The sequence below is a fragment of the Streptomyces yongxingensis genome (genome assembly GCF_055597465.1).
Map to the genome: position 1 here is coordinate 6659919 of NZ_CM145717.1, position 17825 is coordinate 6677743.

The window sequence follows — 17825 nt, forward strand, 5'->3', positions numbered from 1 at the left end:
GCCCCACCGCTGCTGAGGTCAGGCCCCGGAACTGCTGAGGTCAAGCCCCACCGCTGAGCTGAGGTCAGGCCCCGCCGCCGCCAGGCGGAAGCCGCACCGTCAGCACCGCCGTCCCCGTCGCCGCGTCCGCGGACGGGCCGCCGGCCACCTCCAGCCGCCAGGGCGCCGAGGTGCCGGTGGCCTCGGCGCGCAGCACCGCCCCGTCCCGGACGACGGTGAAGGTGGCGGCCGTCGTGCCGTCCGGGCGCGGCACCCGCACCGTGACCGGGTCCGCCGCCGGTTCGTACACCCGCAGCGTGATCCCGTCCGCCCAGTCGGCGTCGGGGCGGTCGTCGGCCGCCCCGAACGGGATCACCGCGCCGGGGCGGGCCAGCAGCGGGACGCTGAGGAAGTCGTGGGTCTCGCGCACCCAGCGCGGGCCGCGCACCGCCCGCCCGCTGGGCACATGCGTCCAGACGCCCTCCGGTACGTAGTACGTCACCTCGCCCTCGTCGTCGAAGACCGGGGCGACCAGCAGATCCCCGCCGAGCATGTACTGCCGCTCGAGCCCCGCGCACCCGGGGTCGTCCGGGAACTCCAGGACCATGGCCCGCATCACCGGGATGCCCTCGGTGTGCGCCTGCCGTGCCGCCTCGTACAGATACGGCATCAGCCGCAGCTTCAGCCGGGTGAAGTGGCGCAGCACCTCGACCGACTCCTCGTCGAAGAGCCACGGCACCCGGTAGGAGGACGAGCCGTGCAGTCTGCTGTGCGAGGACAGCAGCCCGAAGGCGATCCACCGCTTGAACAGGGCCGGGTCCGGGGTGCCCTCGAAGCCGCCGATGTCATGGCTCCAGAAGCCGAAGCCGGAAAGACCCAGCGAGAGCCCGCCGCGCAGCGATTCGGCCATCGCCTCGTAAGTGGACTCGCAGTCGCCGCCCCAGTGCACCGGGAACCGCTGGCCGCCCGCCGTGGCCGAGCGCGCGAAGACCACCGCCTCGCCCTCGCCGCGACGCTCGCTCAGCGCCTCGTGGACGGTGCGGTTGTAGAGCTGGGTGTAGTAGTTGTGCATCCGCTCGGGGTCGGAGCCGTCCGCGTAGACCACGTCCAGCGGCACCCGCTCGCCGAAGTCGGTCTTGAAGCAGTCCACGCCCATGTCCAGCAGCGCGGTCAGCTTGGCCGCGTACCAGGCGCGGGCCTCGGGGCTGGTGAAGTCCACCAGCGCCATGCCCGGCTGCCACAGGTCCCACTGCCACACCGAGCCGTCCGGCCGCTTCAGCAGATGCCCGGCCGCCTTGCCCTCGGCGAAGAGCGGGGAGCGCTGGCCGATGTACGGATTGATCCAGACGGAGATCCTCAGCCCCCGCTCGCGCAGCCGGCGCAGCATGCCCTCCGGGTCGGGGAAGACCCGCGGATCCCAGGTGAAGTCGCACCACTGGTACTCGCGCATCCAGAAGCAGTCGAAGTGGAAGACGGACAGCGGCAGCGCGCGCTCCGCCATGCCGTCCACGAAGCCGGCGACCGTCTCCTCGTCGTAGGAGGTGGTGAAGGAGGTGGACAGCCACAGCCCGAAGGACCACGCGGGCGGCAGCGCGGGGCGGCCGGTGAGCGCGGTGTAGCGGCGCAGGATCTCCTTGGGGCTTGGCCCGTGGATGACGTAGTACGTGAGCTCCTGGTCCTCGGCGCTGAACTGGAGCCGGGAGACCGCCTCCGAGCCGACCTCGAAGGAGACCCGGCCGGGGTGGTCGACGAAGACGCCGTAGCCCGCGTCGGTGAGGAGGAACGGGACGTTCTTGTACGCCTGCTCGGTGGCGGTGCCGCCGTCGGCGTTCCAGATGTCGACGGCCTGGCCGTTCTTCACCAGCGGGCCGAAGCGCTCGCCGAGGCCGTAGACCGAGGTGCCGACCCGCAGCGCGAGCCGTTCGCGCAGGTAGTGGTGGCCGTCGGCGGTCTCCATGATGCCCATGTCCTTGACGCCGCTGCTGGTGAGCGTGCGCCCGGCGGCCTCGAAGTCCATCCGCCAGGGTCCGGTGCGGGCGAAGTGCACCGAGAGCGCGCCCGAGGTGAGCCGGGCCTCCTCGGCGTCGCAGCGCACCGTGGTATCGCCCTCCTGGCGGGCGATGTCGAACGACGGGCCGCGATCCACCCCGCCCGCGAAGTGGGTGATCCGGACGGCGATCACATCGGGCATGGGGGCGGTGCAGGTCAGGGTGAGGGCGGGACCCTTGAGCAGATCGCCGCGGTGGCGTACGGGATGGGTGGGGGCGTGGACGGTGAGGGTGCCGGGGCCGGTCTCCACATCGAGCACCCCCTGGGGGTACGCGGCGTGGACGCCCTCGCGCAGCCTCCAATAGCCATCGCTGAACTTCATGCGAATGCGGCCCTCCTCGTCATTTGACCGCGCCCATGGCGATGCCACGGGTCAGGGTCCGCTGGAAGATCAGGAAGAAGCAGAACGCGGGGAGCACCCCCAGCAGGGCGGCCGCGTTGGTCATGGTGGCGTCCATCAGCCGCTGGCCCTGGAGGACGCCGAGCGCCACCGAGACCGTCTGGTTGTCGTTGGAGATCAGCATCACCAGGGGCAGCAGGAACTCGTTCCAGGTCCAGATGAAGAAGAAGACCAGCAGCACCCCGATGGTGGGGCGGCTGACCGGCACCACGACCCGCCACAGCACCTGCCACTTGGTGGCGCCGTCGATCCGGGCCGCCTCGATGACCTCCTTGGGGAAGGCGCCGAGCACGGAGGAGAGCAGATAGGTGCCGAAGGCCGACTGGATCACGGTGAAGACGATGATCACGCTCAGCCGGGTGTCGTACAGGCCCACCTGCTTGGACAGGTAGTAGACGGGGTAGACCAGGGCCTCCTGCGGCAGCATGTTGGCCAGCACGAAGAAGGCCAGCACCCAGGGGCGGCCCCTGACCCGCCCGATGCCGATCGCGTACGCGTTGAGCACCGACAGCAGCGCGGCGAGCACCGCCACCGAGCCGGAGATCAGCGCGGAGTTGAACAGCTTCCGGCCGAAGTCCACCCGCTGCCAGAAGTCCCTGAGGCCGTCGAGGTGGATCCCCTCGGGCAGGCTCAGCGGGCCGTTCGCGGAGTAGTCGGCGGGCGACTTCACCGCGTTGAGGGCCACCACGAGGAACGGCAGCACCATGAGGGCGGCCGCCACGATCAGCGCGGCCAGCACCGGAAAGCGGGCCGGGGCGTGGTGTCGCTTGGCGGCGTTCACTGGTCCTCCGAGGGCGTTCACTGGTCCTCCGCCCGGGTTTGCAGGCGCAACGCCACCAGGGCCAGCGCCAGGATGATCACGGTGAGGGCGGTGGAGACCGCGGAGCCGTACCCGACCTGCGTCTTCTCGAAGAAGGACTGGAAGGAGAAGTACGAGGGGACATTGGTGGCCCCGCCCGGCCCGCCCTTGGTGAGCACATACACCGCGCCGAAGACCTTGAGCGCCGCGATGGTGCACCACAGCAGCACGACATAGATCTCCGGGCGGATCTGCGGCAGCGTCACATGCCAGAACCGCCGCCACCACGAGGCCCCGTCCAGCTCGGCCGCCTCGTGCAGGGACGGGTCGGCGCGCTGCAGCCCCGCCATGAAGACCACCAGCGGAAAGCCGAGCTGGACCCACACCATCACGGCCATCACGCTGTAGAGCGCGAAGTCCGGGTCGCCCAGCCAGTCCTGGCGCAGCGAGCCGAGGCCGACGGCGTCCAGCGCCTCGTTGAGCGCGCCGTTCTCCGGGGCCAGGATCCAGCTCCAGACGATTCCGGCCACCGCGATCGGCAGCACCTGCGGCAGATAGAAGCAGGCGCGCAGCACGCTCGCGGTGCGGGTGCCGATGTGCTTGGCGATGTAGTCGAAGAGCGCGGCGGCCAGCACCAGGCCGAGCGCGGTGGGGAGCACCGCCATCGCCACCACCATGGCCAGGCTGTGCCGGAAGGACTCCCAGAAGGCGGAGTCGTCCAGCAGATCGCGGTAGTTGTCAAGACCGGCCCACTCGGGGCTGCCCACGCCCTGCCAGTGGGTGAGGCTGATCCCGGTGTTCATCAGGAACGGGACGACGATGACGGCGAGGAAGGCCAGCGCGCCGGGGAGCAGGAACAGGGCGTACGGATATTCGCGGCGCCGTAGGAGCGGTGCCTTGCTGTGGGAGCTCATCGGGAGCTCATCCCTTCGGCGCGCCCGCGTCGTACGCCTTCTTCAGCGCGTCCAGATAGGCGTCGGGCCCCGCGCTGCCGTTGATCAGCTTCTGGGTCTCGGAGACGAGGACGTCGTAGAAGCCGGGGACCGGCCAGTCGGGGTAGAAGGCCAGGCCGTCGCCGTCGGCGTAGGTGGTGAAGTCCTTGATCAGGGCCTTGGACTTGGGGTCGGTGATCGCCGAGGGATCGGCGGCCACGGGCACTCCGCCGTTGTTGCCGAGGGTGTTCTGGATGCCCTTCTTCATCGTGATGTCGATGAAGTCGTAGGCGAGCTGCTTGTTCTTGGCGCCCTTGGGGACGACCCAGAGATTGCCGCCGGAGCCGAGGGTGAGCTTGGAGCCGGGGAAGGGGAAGGTGCCCCACTCGTCCTTCATCTCGGATGTGAAGCGGCCGAACCACCAACTGCCGGAGAAGAACATCGGGTACTTCCCCGCGATGAAGGCCGCGCCCGCGTCCTCGGCCTTGGCGCCGCTCGAGCTCTTGGCGATGTAGCCCTTCTTCACCCAGTCGGCGAAGGTGGTCGCGCCATAGGTCCAGGCGGCGTCGTGGAAGTCCGGCTTGCCCTGGTACTGCTCGTAGGCGTCCACCCAGGAGCGGTCGGCCTTGGAGAGGGCGAGCTGGTACACGTACTGCTGGGCGGGGTATTCGGCGCCCGCGCCGGCGAGCGGGGTGACGCCCTTGTCCTTGAACGCCTTCAGGGCGGCGGTGAATTCGGCGAAGGTCGTCGGGACCTTGATGTGGTGCTCGGCGAAGAGGGTCTTGTTGTAGAAGACCATCGTGTACTCGGCGTAGTTGGGGATCCCGTACCAGTTGCCGGAGCCCATCACGCCCTGGGCGTCGTAGCGGCTGGTGGTGCGCACGCCGGGGCTGAGCGGCTTGTCCCAGCCGCGCTTGGTGACCTCGGGGGTGAGGTCGGTGAGCAGGCCCTGCTTGGAGAGCAGGCCGGTGGTGGCGTTGCCCTTGTTGTACTCCATCAGATCGGGCGCGTCACCGGAGTTGAGGACCATCGAGGCGGTTTTCTGGATCTGTTCGAAGCCCTTCTCCTCGACCTTCACGGTGACGCCCGGATGGCTCTTCTTGAACTCCTCGATCGCCTGCTTCCAGGCGATGCCCATGGCGCTGTTGGGCGCCTCGTAGTGCCAGAGTTTGAGCGACTTGCCGTCCCCGGCCTCGTCCCCGCTGTCCCCGCAACCCGCTATGACCAGGGATGCGGCCAGTGCGGCCGCGATGACGGCCACCGTTCGTTTCGTTCGTTTCCGTGCCGTCAACATCCGCAGCCTCCGGGAGGGTTGGAAGGAAGGGCGCACGTGCAACGTTCGTCGAAGCGCTTCGATGGGGAGAGGTATACGAGGGGTGGTAGAGATATGTCAATGCCGTTGACAAAACGGGCGTACCCGGAAGCGCGGGGGGCCTCAGCCCTTGTGGACCTGGCGCACCGTGCGGAGGAAGGCGCCCAGGACGCTCGGGAGCGGGCCGAAGCGGTGGGCGAGGTGGAACTCCAGCCCGGCGGCGGCCGGTTCCAGCGGCAGCAGGGTCACCCCCACGTGCCGGAAGCGCCGCATCCCCGCCGGTCCGATGCCGATGCCGAGCCCGCAGGCGACCAGCCCCAGCAGGGTGTGCAGATTGTGCGCCTCGTGCGCGATCCGCGGCTCGACCCCGGCGGCGCGGCATACGGCCAGCGCCACATCGGCGGCGGCGGGCTCGGCCTGCCGCGAGGAGAGGATCAGCGGCTCGCTGTCCAGTGCCCGTACGGGCACGGCCGTGGCGCTGGTCAGCGGGTGGCCGGACGGCACCGCCGCCACCAGGGTCTCCCGGCCCAGTGGCAGGCTGGTCAGCCGCCGCCGGGCGGCCGCGGGCGGCGGGCCGCAGATGACCCCGGCGTCCAGGCTGCCGTCCAGCAGTGCCTCGATCTGCCGGGTGCTGGGGAGTTCCCGCAGCTCCAGCCGGACCTGCGGGCGGCGGGTCCGGAAGGCGGTGAGCACCTCGGGGAGCACGGCGGCCAGCGCGGTGCCGAGGAAGCCGATGGCGAGCGAACCGGTCTCGCCCCGTCCGGCGTCGGCCGCGTCCCGTACGGCGAGGTCGAGATGGTCCAGCACCTGACGGGCCCGGGCCAGGAACGCCTCACCCGCGGCGGTGGGCCGCACCCCGTGCCCGGTGCGGTCGAAGAGCCGTACGCCCAGCTCGGTCTCCAGCGCCTTGATCTGCTGGGACAGCGGGGGCTGCCGGATGCCCAGCGCGGCGGCGGCGCGACCGAAGTGGGCGTGCTCGGAGAGGGTGAGCGCGTAGCGGAGGTGGCGCAGCTCCATAAGAGCCAAGCCTATATCCGATCGCAGATAATCCCTTCACCTCTCATATATCAAAGAGGAAAGCATCGTCGCGCCGGTGTTCGACTGGCCCGCATGAGCGAAACGCGAGAACACCGCGAGACGACGATCGAGGGCGTACGGCTGCACTGGGTGCGGGCGGCGGGGCCGGGATCAGGGACCCCCGTGGTCCTGCTCCACGGCTGGCCGCAGACCTGGTACGCCTGGCGCAAGGTGATCCCCGAGCTCGCCCGCCACCACGAGGTGTTCGCGGTGGACCTGCCGGGCCTGGGCGACTCGGGCTCCTCCCCGCACGGCCACGGCGTCAAGATCGCCGCCGACCTCCTCGACGCCTGGCGCGCCGAGCTGGGCCTGGACCGGGTCCATGTCGTCGGCCACGACCTGGGCGGCCCGATCGGCTATGCGTGGGCCGCCGCCCACCCCGCCCGGGTCCGCAGCTTCACCCTGCTCGCCGTGCCCCTGCACGGCTTCGGGCTGAGCGAACTGATCGCCCGCGCCGGGCTCTGGCACTTCGGTTTCTTCTCGGTGCCCGGGCTCGCGGAGGAGCTGGCGGAGGGCCGGGAACGGATCCTGCTGGAGCACTTCTACGGGCACGCCCTGGAGACCGGGGCCATCCGCCCCGCCGACGTCGACACCTATCTGCGCAGCTACACCCGCCCGGGCCGGCTGGCAGGCGGCTTCGCGTACTACCGCAACGCCCCCGCCGACACCGCCGCCCTCACCGAACTCGCCCGCACTCCGCTCCCGATGCCCACCCTGGCCATCGGCTGCGGCCGGGCCGGCGGCCCGGCTCCCGTGCACAGCCTCGGCCAGGTCGCCCCGGCGACCCGCGGCGCCGTGATCGACGACAGCGGCCACTTCCTCCCCGAGGAACGCCCCGGCCCCCTGCTGTCCCTGCTCAGGCCCTTCCTGGCGGAGGCCGACGGCGGCCGGCCCGGTTCATGACCGCCGCTGGGTCACTCGGCCGTGGCCTCGCAGGGGACTCGCGCCGGTCGGGGGCATCAGCGTCGCGCCGACCGGGACGCGTGTGGTGGGGGTGTCGGCTCGGCCACGCGGGTGCGGTTCCGGGCCCGCAGTCGTCGGACGGAGGTCGCGAAGGTGGTGAGCGGGGAGCGGCGGCGCGGCGGGGCGGTGCCGGGGCGGGAGGGGCGGGGGACGACGGGGCGGGAGGCGAGGAAGAGGATCATGTTGCTACGGTCCCGGGCCCGGCCGGGGGTGGTCCAACACCTGATCCGGGGCCATTCACGCATCTCTGTTGTCAATGCTGGTCGGGTGAGGATCGAGGGGCGCGTCGGTCACCATGAGCGGGTGAACCGGGACATCGAACCGCGCCTGCTGCGCGCCTTCACCGCCGTCGCCGACGAACTGCACTTCACCCGCGCCGCCGCCCGCCTCTACGTCGCCCAGCAGGCCCTCAGCCGCGACATCCGGCGCCTGGAGCGGGAGGTGGGCGCGGAGCTGTTCGTCCGTACCACCCGCCAGGTCGCCCTCACGGCCGCGGGCGTACGGCTGCTGCCGTACGCCCGGCGGGTGCTCCAGGCCCAGGACGACCTGGCGGCGGCCTTCAGCGGGGCCGAGCACCGCCCGCTGCTGGTGGACGTGAGCGCCCCGGTGAGCACCGGAAGCCAGGTGCTGGCGGAGGCGCGGCGCCGCATCGGCCCCGAGACCGAGCTGGTGGCCCGCTTCCACAGCGGACTGGCGGGGGCCGCCGCCGAACTCCTCGCCGGACGCCTCGACGTCTCCTTCGGCCGGGCCCGCGGCCTCGACCCCGCCGTGCTCGCCCGGCTGGACCACCGGCTGATCCGCTACGAGCGCATCGCCGTGGTCCTGCGCGAGGACCATCCGCTGGCCCGGCTCGAGGAGATCCCGCTGTCCGCGCTCGTGGGCGAGACCCTGTACGCGGCGGCGGGCAACGACACCACCACCGAGTGGACGGACCTGGCCGACCAGCTCTTCGCGGGACGCGGGATCGCGATGGCGGAGCCGTTCCCGGAGATCGACGGGGACGAGGAGTTCATCCGGGTGGTGACCAAGCGCCGCTGGTCGGTGCTGGCCAGCGAGGTGTTCACCCACCTCCCCGGCGCGGTGCTGCGGCCCCTCACCGAGCCCGTTCCGCTCTCCCCGGTGTCCATCGTGTGGCGCAAGGGCCTCGCCCACCCCGGCCTGGACGCCCTCCACGCCGCGGCCCGCGCGCTCGCCACCGCGTCCGGCTGGCTCGCCCGCCCACCGGATTCATGGCTGCCGCGCCCCGAGGCGGATCGGGTGCTCAGAGATCTTCGTACGGCGGAATGACGCGTGTGACGACGATGAGCCGCAGACGTGGCATGGCCAGGAAATACAGCCAGCCGTCCCCGCCGATACCGAGGCGGCGCAGCCCACCCGGGACACCCGGTTGAGGCCCCTTGCCGATATCCGTGACATCGACGCCCAGGCCGGCGAGGTCGACCAGTTCATGCGCGAGGCGCTCGACCTCGCTGATCACATGGCTGGGCAGCCCCGCGACGACGTGCGCTTCGTCCGGGTCGTACTCCCAGCGCCATGCGTCGCTCACGCGTCTCCTCGCTGCACCCCGGCCTCGGCGAACGCCGCGTCCAGGATCCGGCCCACCTCCGCGGCGGCCTCGCGTGCCTGGACGAGGTCGTCCGTCTCCGCGATCAGCGCTTCCAGCTCGCGGAGACGGGCAGCGCGCGCCGGGTGGCGCGCGATCGCCACGTTGACCGCCCATTGCCGGGTGAAGCTGCGCAGCGGGGCCGCGCTCACCTCGGCGCGGGCCTGCTGCGCCGCCTCCGCGCGCTCGGCGTCGAAGGCGGCCAGGGACCCGGGCGCGACCTGCGCCACTGCCGCGCGCAGCGCCTCGGGAGTACTGGCCGGTTGTGCGGTCACCGGGTCGTACGGGTGATCCGGCTGGCTGCTCATGCGATCCTCCGGCGGGGCGGGCGGGCGGTGCACCGCGTACGGTACCGGGCGATACCTCGCGTCGCGTATGCGATGGGCACGGCTCCACCGCACGAGGGAAACCCCGGGGAGGCGGGACTCCGGCCCGGGGACCTCCGAAATCCCCCTCACCGCCACCCGGCCCCCCAGGTGAGAGCAAGGTTTCGTCCGCGTCACCTGCCGCCACAGCCCGGAAATCCGCCGTCCCTACCGTCGGGCAGCGACACCGAGAACTGTGGAGGCGTGATGACTGCCCCGACCACCACCGCCGCTCGCAAGGGGGGCCGCTGGATCGAGCAGTGGGACCCGGAGGACGAGACGTTCTGGAGGGAGGAGGGGGAGCGGATAGCCACCCGGAACCTGGTCTTCTCCATCCTCTCCGAGCACATCGGCTTCTCCATCTGGAGCCTGTGGTCGGTGATGGTGCTGTTCATGGGGCCGGAGTACGGTGTCGACCCGGCCGGGAAGTTCTTCCTGGTCGCGATGCCCACGCTGGTGGGCGGGGTGCTGCGGGTGCCGTACACCTTCGCCGTCGCGCGGTTCGGCGGGCGCAACTGGACGATCATCAGCGCGGGGATGCTGCTCGTGCCCGCGATCACCGCCGCCGTGGTGATGGAGCCCGGGACCTCGTACACCACCTTCATGGTGGTCGCGGCGCTCACCGGTGTCGGCGGCGGCAACTTCGCCTCGTCCATGACCAACATCAACTCCTTCTACCCGCTGCGCAAGAAGGGCTGGGCGCTCGGCCTCAACGCGGGCGGCGGCAACATCGGCGTGCCCGTGATCCAACTGGTCGGGCTGCTGGTGATCGGCACCGCCGGGGCGGCCCATCCGCGGCTCGTGCTCGCCGTCTACATCCCGCTGATCGTGGTCGCGGCGGCGCTGTCCGCGCTGTTCATGGACAACCTGGCGCCGGTGCGCAACGACACCGGGGCGGCCAGGGAGGCGGCGCGGGACGCCCACACCTGGATCATGTCGCTGCTCTACATCGGCACCTTCGGCTCGTTCATCGGCTACAGCTTCGCCTTCGGCCTCGTGCTGCAGAACCAGTTCGACCGCACCCCGCTGCAGGCCGCCTCGCTCACCTTCATCGGGCCGCTGCTCGGGTCGCTCATCCGCCCCGTCGGCGGTCGGCTCGCCGATGCCCACGGCGGCGCGAAGATCACGCTGTGGACCTTCGCCGCCATGGCCGCCGCGACCGTCGTGGTCGTCTACGCCTCCGCGCAGAAGTCGCTGTCCGTCTTCCTCGTCGGCTTCATCGCCCTCTTCGTCCTCAGCGGGCTCGGCAACGGCTCCACGTTCAAGATGATCCCCGGCATCTTCCAGGCGAAGGCCGCGGCCCGCGGCCTGACCGGCGAGGAGGCCGCGGCCTACGGGCGGCGGCTGTCGGGCGCGGCGATGGGGCTGATCGGGGCGGTCGGCGCGCTCGGCGGGCTCGGGATCAACCTCGCCTTCCGGGAGTCGTTCGCGGGCGCCCACTCCGGGACCCCCGCCTTCGTCTCCTTCCTCGGCTTCTACGCGGTGTGCTCCGCGGTCACCTGGGCCGTATACCTCCGTGGCGCCCGCCGCCGGGCCGCGGTGTCCGCCGCGCGGGCGGATGCGCATGATCCGCGGTCGGAGCGGCAACCCGCCTACGCGGACGTCTGAGCGGGGCGCCGAGGGGGCGTCTGAGCGGTGTGCCGAGGGGTGTCTGAGCGAGGGCGCCGAGAGGGCGTCCGGCCAGGCCGCCGAGCGGCCTCCGGGCGGGCGTCCCGGCGGTCCGGGGCGTACGGTCGGCCGGGGAAGCCCCCGGCCGTCCGCTCCGTTACGCCTGGGAAACCTCCGTGAACCGCCACCGACACGGGACGGCGACAGGATGCGGAACCGAACGCGCCCATATGCGAGTGAATCGGGGGATCGGGAGATCGGGACGAGAGCCATGCACCGAGAACAGACCGGAGCCGCGGGCGACGAGGTGCCCGTCGGCCCTCTCGCCGGATTCACCGTGGGGGTCACCGCCGCGCGCCGCGCGGATGAGCTCGGCGCCCTGCTGCGGCGCCGCGGAGCGGAGGTGATGCACGCGCCCGCGCTGCGGATCGTGCCGCTGGCCGACGACTCCGAACTCCTCGCCGCCACCAAGCAGTTGATCGACAGCGCACCGGATGTCGTGGTCGCCACCACCGCTATCGGCTTCCGCGGCTGGGTCGAGGCCGCCGACGGCTGGGGCGTGGGCGACGCCCTGCTCGACCGGCTGCGCGAGGTGCGGCTGCTGGCCCGCGGGCCCAAGGTGCGCGGGGCGATCCGGGCCGCCGGGCTCACCGAGGAGTGGTACCCGGCCTCCGAGTCGATGGCCGAGGTGCTCGAGCGGCTGCTGGAGGAGGGCGTCGAGGGGCACCGCATCGCCGTCCAGCTGCACGGCGAGCCGCTGCCCGGCTTCGTCGAGTCGCTGCGGGCCGGGGGAGCGGAGGTGGTCGGGGTGCCGGTGTACCGCTGGATGCCACCGGAGGACATCGGGCCGTTGGACCGGCTGCTGGACGCCACGGTCGCCCGCGGCCTGGACGCCGTCACCTTCACGAGCGCGCCCGCCGCCGCGAGCCTGCTGGACCGGGCGGAGCGGCGCGGGATGCGCGAGGAGCTGGTGGAGGCGCTCCGCCATGATGTGCTGCCCGCGTGTGTCGGGCCGGTCACCGCGCTGCCGCTGGAGGCCCACGACATCCCCACCTCCCAGCCCGAACGGTTCCGGCTGGGGCCGCTTGTGCAACTGCTGACCGCGGAACTTCCGGGGCGGGTGCGGCCGTTGCCGGTCGCCGGGCGGCGGCTGGAGATCCGTGGCCACGCGGTGGTCGTGGACGGGGAGCTGCGTACGGTGCCGCCCGCCGGGATGGCGCTGCTGCGCGCCCTGGCCCGGCGCCCCGGCTGGGTCGTGGCCCGCTCCGAGCTGCTGCGCTCGTTGCCGGGGGCCGGGCGCGATGAGCATGCGGTGGAGACGGCGATGGCCCGGCTGCGGACGGCTCTTGGCTCGCCGAAGCTCATCCAGACGGTGGTCAAGCGGGGGTATCGGCTGGCGCTCGATCCGTCGGCCGACACGAAGTACGCGGACGCGTAGCCGGTGCCGGGGCGCCCGGTGCGGGGTGCCCGGTGCGGGGTGTGGGTGCGGGGTGTGGGTGCCTCCGGCGGTGAGCCCCCACCCCGCCCCTTCCCGAAACGATGGGGCGCCGCCCCCTCGGCCCCCGCCGGGGCTCCGCCCCGGACCCCGCTCCTCAAGCGCCGGAGGGGCTGGGGTGTGGGGCTCTGCCTCCGGCCCCGCTCCTCGAGCGCCGGAGGGGCTGGGGTGTGGGGCTCTACCCCCGGCCCCGCTCCTCAAGCGCCGGAGGGGCTGGAGTTTCGCCGGAGGGGCTGGAGTTTCGTCGGAGGGGCTGGATCCGCCGGAGGGGCTGGGGTTTCGCACGCGGCCTCGTGAAGGGTTCCCCGGGCGTTTGCCCGGGGCCTGGGCCTGAGGGGTTCCGGGGGACAGGCGGGGCGGGCACTCTGAAGGGTGACCGGATCGGGCCTTCCCCGAAGGGGTGACGGGAACATGGCGTCGGCGTCTCCCTACGACCTGCGGTTCGACTCGGGGCGGATCTGCCTGGACCTGGTGGCCACGGTCGGCGGCCGGCTCAGCGAGGCGCCCGTCGAGCGGCTCGGCGGGGTGGAGCCCCTCCGGGCGTGGCTGCTGGGCGCCGGGCTGGTGCCCGGCGGCACCTCGCTCGAGGCCGTGGACCACCGCTGGCTCGTCCGCTTCCGGGCCGCTCGCGACCTGCTGCACCGCATCGTCCACACCGAGGTCGAGGGCCATGCCGCGGGCGCCGATCTGGAGCGGATGAACGCGCTGGCCGCCACCGCCCCGCCCGCTCTGCGCGCCGTACGGACCCCGGACGGCACCCTGGCCCGCGCCCTCGCCGGGAAGCCGGACTGCGGTGCGCTGCTCTCCCAGATCGCCCGGGACGCGGTGCAGTTGCTCACCGACCCGGTGGCGCGCGGGCAGTTGCGGCGCTGCGAGGGGGAGACCTGCTCGCTGGTCTACCTCGACACCTCGCGCGGCCGCCGGCGCCGCTGGTGCTCCAGCGAAGTCTGCGGAAACCGCGAGCGGGTTGCCCGTCACCGCCGCCGCGCAAACCCCAGCATCAGCAAAACATGAGCGATATTCAGCCATGACCCGGACATGACGCAGGCCCCGGATGGGGGGACCGGGGCCTGCGGGGCGGATTTGGGGAGGGAGCCCTTCCTGACGGCCGGCGCCCGCCCGGCGTCGGCCTTACTCGGACTCAAGTACGCACCGCACGGCGGGAGATGTTCAGTCCGGAAATGGGATGTACATCACACGTCGGCCGATGAACGGCGAGCGTTTCCAGCCCGTACCCCCCTCGACCCGGCGGCTTGCGTACGCAAAGATGCCCTCGTGACCGAGAGGACGACACCGGACGACGCGCTCATGCGCGCGCTCTACGCGGAGCACGCAGGCCCGCTTCTCGCCTTCGTCCTGCGCCTGGTCGCGGGCGACCGGCACCGCGCCGAGGACGTGGTCCAGGAGACCCTCCTGCGCGCCTGGCGCAACGCCGACCAACTGCGGCGCTCCGGAGGATCGGTACGACCCTGGCTGGTGACCGTGGCCCGCCGCATCGTCATCGACGGCCACCGCCAACGCCGCGCACGTCCCCACGAAGTGGACGCGGCGCCGCTCCATGTGATGCCCGCCGCGGACGACATCGACCGCGCATTGCGTCAGATGACCATTTCTGACGCGTTGAATGACCTCACCGACGCACATAGAGCGGCGCTCGTCGAGACATACTTCAAGGGACGGACGGTGAGTGAGGCGGCCGAAGTGCTGGGCGTTCCCGCCGGGACGGTGAGGTCCCGGGTCTTCTACGCGCTGCGCTCCCTGAAGCTCTCGCTCGAGGAACGGGGGGTCACGGCATGATGCCGGCAGCGGACGACCAGCAGCACACCGCGGTCGGCGCCTATGCGCTCGGGGTGCTCGACCCCGCCGACGCGGCGCGCTTCGAGGACCACCTCATCGGGTGCGAGCGGTGCGCCGCCGAACTCGACGAGTTGATGGGCCTCCCGCCGCTGCTGGCCGAGTACGCGACCGCCGCCGACGGCACCGCGCTCCCGGATCCGGCGGTGGTCACCGCCCGCCCGGGGCCCGAACTGCTCGACCGGCTGATGGACGACGTCGCGGTGAGTCGCAAAGCCTCCGGCAGGCGGCGTCTCTTCCTCGTCGCCGCGGCCGCCGTCCTCATCGTCGGCGGCCCGCTCGCGGGAGCGGCCATCACCGCGAGCTCCGACGACGGCGGCAAGGGCCAGGTGGCGGCCTCCTCCTCCAAGCAGGTGTACGACCAGGGCGAGAAGTTCAGCGCGGTCGACCCCGTCACCAAGGTGGACGCCTCCGTCTCGCTCCAGCAGAAGGGCTGGGGGACCTCCGTCGCCCTCAAGCTGGGCAACCTGAAGGGGCCGCGCAGCTGCGACCTGGTCGCCATCGGCAAGGACGGCCACGAGGAGACCATCACCACCTGGGCCGTGCCCACCTCCGGCTACGGCGTCAAGGACGGGGACGGCTCCCGCTGGAGCAAGGAGCCGCTCTACGCCCAGGGCGGCGCCGCCATGAACACCGACGAGATCGAGCGGTTCGAGGTCCGCACCCTGGACGGCCAGCGCCTGGCCCAGGTCAGGCTCTGAGAAACCCCCTCCCCTTCAGGTGTACGGTTGACGGCTGCCCTTAAGAACACAGAAGGGGGCCCCTGGGTGGCCGCGCACAACGCCACGCATGACGACCGGACGGCACCGCGGGGGAACCGCGGGGACGGGGTCCGGGACAGCGAGATCCGGATCGAGCAGGCGCATCTGGACCGGGTGTACCACCGCCTCGCGGAGAAGATCCACGAGGCGGAGTTCCTCATGGACGACGCCGCCAAGCGCGGGCAGGTCGGCACGCCCGGCGCGCTCGCCGAACGGGACGCCCAGGTCTTCCGGGCCGGGGTGCACCTCAACCGGCTGAACAGCGAGTTCGAGGACTTCCTCTTCGGCCGGATCGATCTGCTGCCGGGCAAGGACGGCCGGCGCGGCCCCGACGGCGCCTACACCTCCGTGGAGCCCGCCGACGACGCCATCCGCACCGGCCCGGACGGCGACCGCGCGGAGATCGCCGAAACGCTGCACATCGGCCGCATCGGCGTCCTCGACGCCGACTACGCCCCGCTGGTGATCGATTGGCGCGCGCCCGCCGCCGCGCCCTTCTACCGCTCCACCCCGGTCGCCCCCGGCCGCGTCGTCCGCCGCCGGGTGATCCGCAGCAAGGGCCGCCGGGTGCTCGGCGTCGAGGACGACCTGCTGCGCCCGGAGCTCAGCGTGACCCTCGACGGCGGGCCGCTGCCGGTGGTCGGCGACGGCGCGCTGATGGCCGCGCTCGGCCAGGCCCGCGGCCACACCATGCGCGACATCGTGGCCTCCATCCAGGCCGAGCAGGACCAGGTGATCCGCGCCCCCGCCGCCTCCATCACCGAGGTCGAGGGCGGCCCCGGCACCGGGAAGACGGCGGTCGCGCTGCACCGCGCGGCGTACCTCCTCTACCAGGACCGGCGGCGGTACGCGGGCGGCATCCTCGTGGTCAGTCCCACCCCGCTGCTGGTCGCCTACACCGAGGGCGTGCTGCCCTCGCTGGGCGAGGAGGGCCAGGTGGCCATCCGGGCGGTGGGCTCGCTGGTGGAGGGCGCCGAGGCCACCACGTACGACACCCCGGCCGTGGCCCGGGTCAAGGGCTCGTCCCGGATGGTGAAGGTGCTGCGCAACGCCGCCCGGGGCGCGCTGGAGCTGCCGCGCGGAGCCGCCCCCGCCGGTTCGGCCCCGTCCTCGGCCTCGTCGTCCGACAACGGTCAGTTGACCCTCGACGCGGCGCTCGGCGCCCCCGGCGACGGCGGCAGACCCGGCACGGGACCCGGGCCCGGCCCCGGCGGTCCGCCCGAGCGGCTGCGCGTGGTCGCCTTCGGTGCCCGGATCGAGCTGGACGCCGATGAGCTGCGCACCATCCGCCAACACGTGCTGGGTGGCACCGCGCCCGTCAATCTGCTGCGCCCCCGCGCCCGCCGGCTGCTCCTGGACGCGCTGTGGACCCGCTCCGGTGCCCCCGGGCGGTACACCGACCCCGAGCTGGCCGCCGAGGCGCGGGAGGGCTTCGACGAGGACATCTCCTCCGAGGACTCCTTCCAGGAGTTCCTCGACGCCTGGTGGCCCGAGCTCACCCCCCGCTCCGTCCTCGCCGCCATGGCCGATGAGAAGCGGCTGAGCCGCTGGTCACGGCGGGTGCTGGGCTCCCGCGAGGTCCGTCAGGTGGCCCGGTCGCTGGCCCGGCTCGGCGCGGACGGGCAGGGCCCGCTGTCGGTCCACGACGTGGCGCTGCTGGACGAGCTGAACACCCTCCTGGGCATCCCCGCCCGCCCCGCGGCCCCCCGCGAGGCCGATCCGCTGGACCACCTCACCGGTCTGGAGGAGCTGACCACCTACGCCGACCGGGTCAGCCCCCGCCGCGACCGCGCCGACCGGGCCGAGCGGGAGCGCACCGACTACGCCCACGTGATCGTCGACGAGGCGCAGGACCTCACCCCGATGCAGTGGCGGATGGTCGGACGGCGCGGCCGCCACGCGACCTGGACGGTCGTCGGCGACCCGGCCCAGAGCTCCTGGTCCGACCCGGACGAGGCGGGGCGGGCCCGGGACGAGGCGCTCGGCAGCCGCCCGCGCCGCCGCTTCACCCTCACCGTCAACTACCGCAACCCGGCGGAGATCGCCGAACTGGCCACCAAGGTCCTCGCCCTCGCCATGCCGGGCACCCCCGCCCCCGAGGCGGTCCGCTCCACGGGCGTGGCGCCGCGCTTCGCACCGGGCGCGGACGGCGGCCTCGGCGCGGCCGCGCGCCGCGAGGCGGTCCGGCTGCTGGACGAGGTGGACGGCACCGTCGGCGTCGTCGTCGCGATGAACCGGCGCGCCCAGGCCCGTCAGTGGCTGACGGGCCTGGGCGACCGGGTGGTGGCGCTGGGCAGTCTGGAGGCGAAGGGGCTGGAGTACGACGCGACGGTCGTGGTCTCGCCCGCCGAGATCGCCGACGAGTCCCCGGCGGGGCTCCGGGTGCTGTACGTGGCGCTCACCCGCGCCACCCAGCGGCTGACGGTGGTCTCGGGCGACCGCGACGAGCCGGACGGCAACGCCGTCCCGGACCTGCTGCGGGACCCCCCTTTTTGAGGCTCGTCCTCCCCCGGCCACCGCTGGGAGGTGCCCCCTGTCGACGGTCGGCCGTGCTCGGTCGCTCACGCGGCGGAGCCGCATCCGGAGGACCCAAGTGCTCGGAGGACCCCGGAGCCCGGTGCTCCGACG

The 17825-nt window shown here is 72.6% G+C and carries 16 protein-coding genes; 8 read left to right on the plus strand and 8 right to left on the minus strand.

The features are described 5' to 3' along the window. Window positions 1–64: 64 nt before the first annotated feature. The 5 genes from yicI to ACZ6TD_RS28760 form a co-directional block, all read right to left on the minus strand. Entirely contained in the window at window positions 65–2350 is a 2286-nt protein-coding gene (gene yicI / locus ACZ6TD_RS28740) for an alpha-xylosidase (RefSeq protein WP_471342789.1), read from the minus strand. 19 nt (window positions 2351–2369) lie between these two features. Beyond that, the gene (locus ACZ6TD_RS28745) at window positions 2370–3134 is read right to left on the minus strand and encodes a carbohydrate ABC transporter permease (protein ID WP_121825177.1); all 765 of its coding nucleotides are present in this window, start codon (window positions 3132–3134) and stop codon (window positions 2370–2372) included. A 92-nt stretch (window positions 3135–3226) separates the two neighbouring features. Next, window positions 3227–4141: a carbohydrate ABC transporter permease gene (locus ACZ6TD_RS28750; RefSeq protein WP_471342793.1), complete on the minus strand. Its 915-nt coding sequence runs from the start codon at window positions 4139–4141 to the stop codon at window positions 3227–3229. Between the two features lie 7 nt (window positions 4142–4148). Then, a complete protein-coding gene (locus tag ACZ6TD_RS28755; protein WP_471342794.1) occupies window positions 4149–5453 on the minus strand; it encodes an ABC transporter substrate-binding protein in 1305 nt (434 codons plus the stop codon). 141 nt (window positions 5454–5594) lie between these two features. Next, window positions 5595–6488: a LysR family transcriptional regulator gene (locus ACZ6TD_RS28760; RefSeq protein ID WP_471342797.1), complete on the minus strand. Its 894-nt coding sequence runs from the start codon at window positions 6486–6488 to the stop codon at window positions 5595–5597. A gap of 93 nt (window positions 6489–6581) precedes the next feature. Between ACZ6TD_RS28760 and ACZ6TD_RS28765 the strand changes: the two genes are divergently transcribed. Next, window positions 6582–7451, plus strand: coding sequence for an alpha/beta fold hydrolase (locus ACZ6TD_RS28765; protein ID WP_471342799.1), 870 nt, complete (start codon window positions 6582–6584; stop codon window positions 7449–7451). A 56-nt stretch (window positions 7452–7507) separates the two neighbouring features. On the opposite strand, the gene ACZ6TD_RS28770 is transcribed toward ACZ6TD_RS28765, so the two are convergent. Beyond that, the gene (locus ACZ6TD_RS28770; protein ID WP_471342801.1) at window positions 7508–7693 is read right to left on the minus strand and encodes a hypothetical protein; all 186 of its coding nucleotides are present in this window, start codon (window positions 7691–7693) and stop codon (window positions 7508–7510) included. 121 nt (window positions 7694–7814) lie between these two features. Here ACZ6TD_RS28770 and ACZ6TD_RS28775 point away from each other — a divergent pair, with 121 nt between their 5' ends. Beyond that, window positions 7815–8798 (plus strand): LysR family transcriptional regulator, encoded by a 984-nt coding sequence (locus tag ACZ6TD_RS28775; RefSeq protein WP_471342804.1) that lies wholly within the window; start codon window positions 7815–7817, stop codon window positions 8796–8798. Here ACZ6TD_RS28775 and ACZ6TD_RS28780 read toward each other — a convergent pair. Together ACZ6TD_RS28780 and ACZ6TD_RS28785 are read right to left on the minus strand one after the other, a co-directional pair. Further along, a complete protein-coding gene (locus tag ACZ6TD_RS28780) occupies window positions 8773–9057 on the minus strand; it encodes a hypothetical protein (RefSeq protein ID WP_471342806.1) in 285 nt (94 codons plus the stop codon). The two genes, ACZ6TD_RS28775 and ACZ6TD_RS28780, sit on opposite strands and share 26 nt — an antisense overlap. Next, the gene (locus tag ACZ6TD_RS28785) at window positions 9054–9422 is read right to left on the minus strand and encodes a hypothetical protein (RefSeq protein ID WP_471342808.1); all 369 of its coding nucleotides are present in this window, start codon (window positions 9420–9422) and stop codon (window positions 9054–9056) included. Before ACZ6TD_RS28785 ends, ACZ6TD_RS28780 begins: the two co-directional genes overlap by 4 nt. Window positions 9423–9686: 264 nt before the next feature. Here ACZ6TD_RS28785 and ACZ6TD_RS28790 point away from each other — a divergent pair, with 264 nt between their 5' ends. The 6 genes from ACZ6TD_RS28790 to ACZ6TD_RS28815 all read left to right on the plus strand — a co-directional run bounded on the left by ACZ6TD_RS28790 (window position 9687) and on the right by ACZ6TD_RS28815 (window position 17693). Beyond that, the gene (locus ACZ6TD_RS28790) at window positions 9687–11087 is read left to right on the plus strand and encodes a nitrate/nitrite transporter (RefSeq protein WP_471342811.1); all 1401 of its coding nucleotides are present in this window, start codon (window positions 9687–9689) and stop codon (window positions 11085–11087) included. A gap of 271 nt (window positions 11088–11358) precedes the next feature. Beyond that, on the plus strand, window positions 11359–12525 hold the full coding sequence (locus ACZ6TD_RS28795) for a uroporphyrinogen-III synthase (RefSeq protein ID WP_471342814.1): 1167 nt from the start codon (window positions 11359–11361) through the stop codon (window positions 12523–12525). Between the two features lie 468 nt (window positions 12526–12993). After that, complete coding sequence (locus tag ACZ6TD_RS28800; protein WP_471342816.1) at window positions 12994–13596, plus strand: CGNR zinc finger domain-containing protein; 603 nt, start codon at window positions 12994–12996, stop codon at window positions 13594–13596. Between the two features lie 294 nt (window positions 13597–13890). Continuing rightward, entirely contained in the window at window positions 13891–14379 is a 489-nt protein-coding gene (locus ACZ6TD_RS28805) for a sigma-70 family RNA polymerase sigma factor (RefSeq protein WP_166484273.1), read from the plus strand. Continuing rightward, on the plus strand, window positions 14376–15137 hold the full coding sequence (locus ACZ6TD_RS28810) for an anti-sigma factor family protein (protein ID WP_471342819.1): 762 nt from the start codon (window positions 14376–14378) through the stop codon (window positions 15135–15137). Before ACZ6TD_RS28805 ends, ACZ6TD_RS28810 begins: the two co-directional genes overlap by 4 nt. A gap of 66 nt (window positions 15138–15203) precedes the next feature. Further along, entirely contained in the window at window positions 15204–17693 is a 2490-nt protein-coding gene (locus ACZ6TD_RS28815; RefSeq protein ID WP_471342821.1) for a HelD family protein, read from the plus strand. The last annotated feature ends 132 nt before the right edge of the window (window positions 17694–17825 follow it).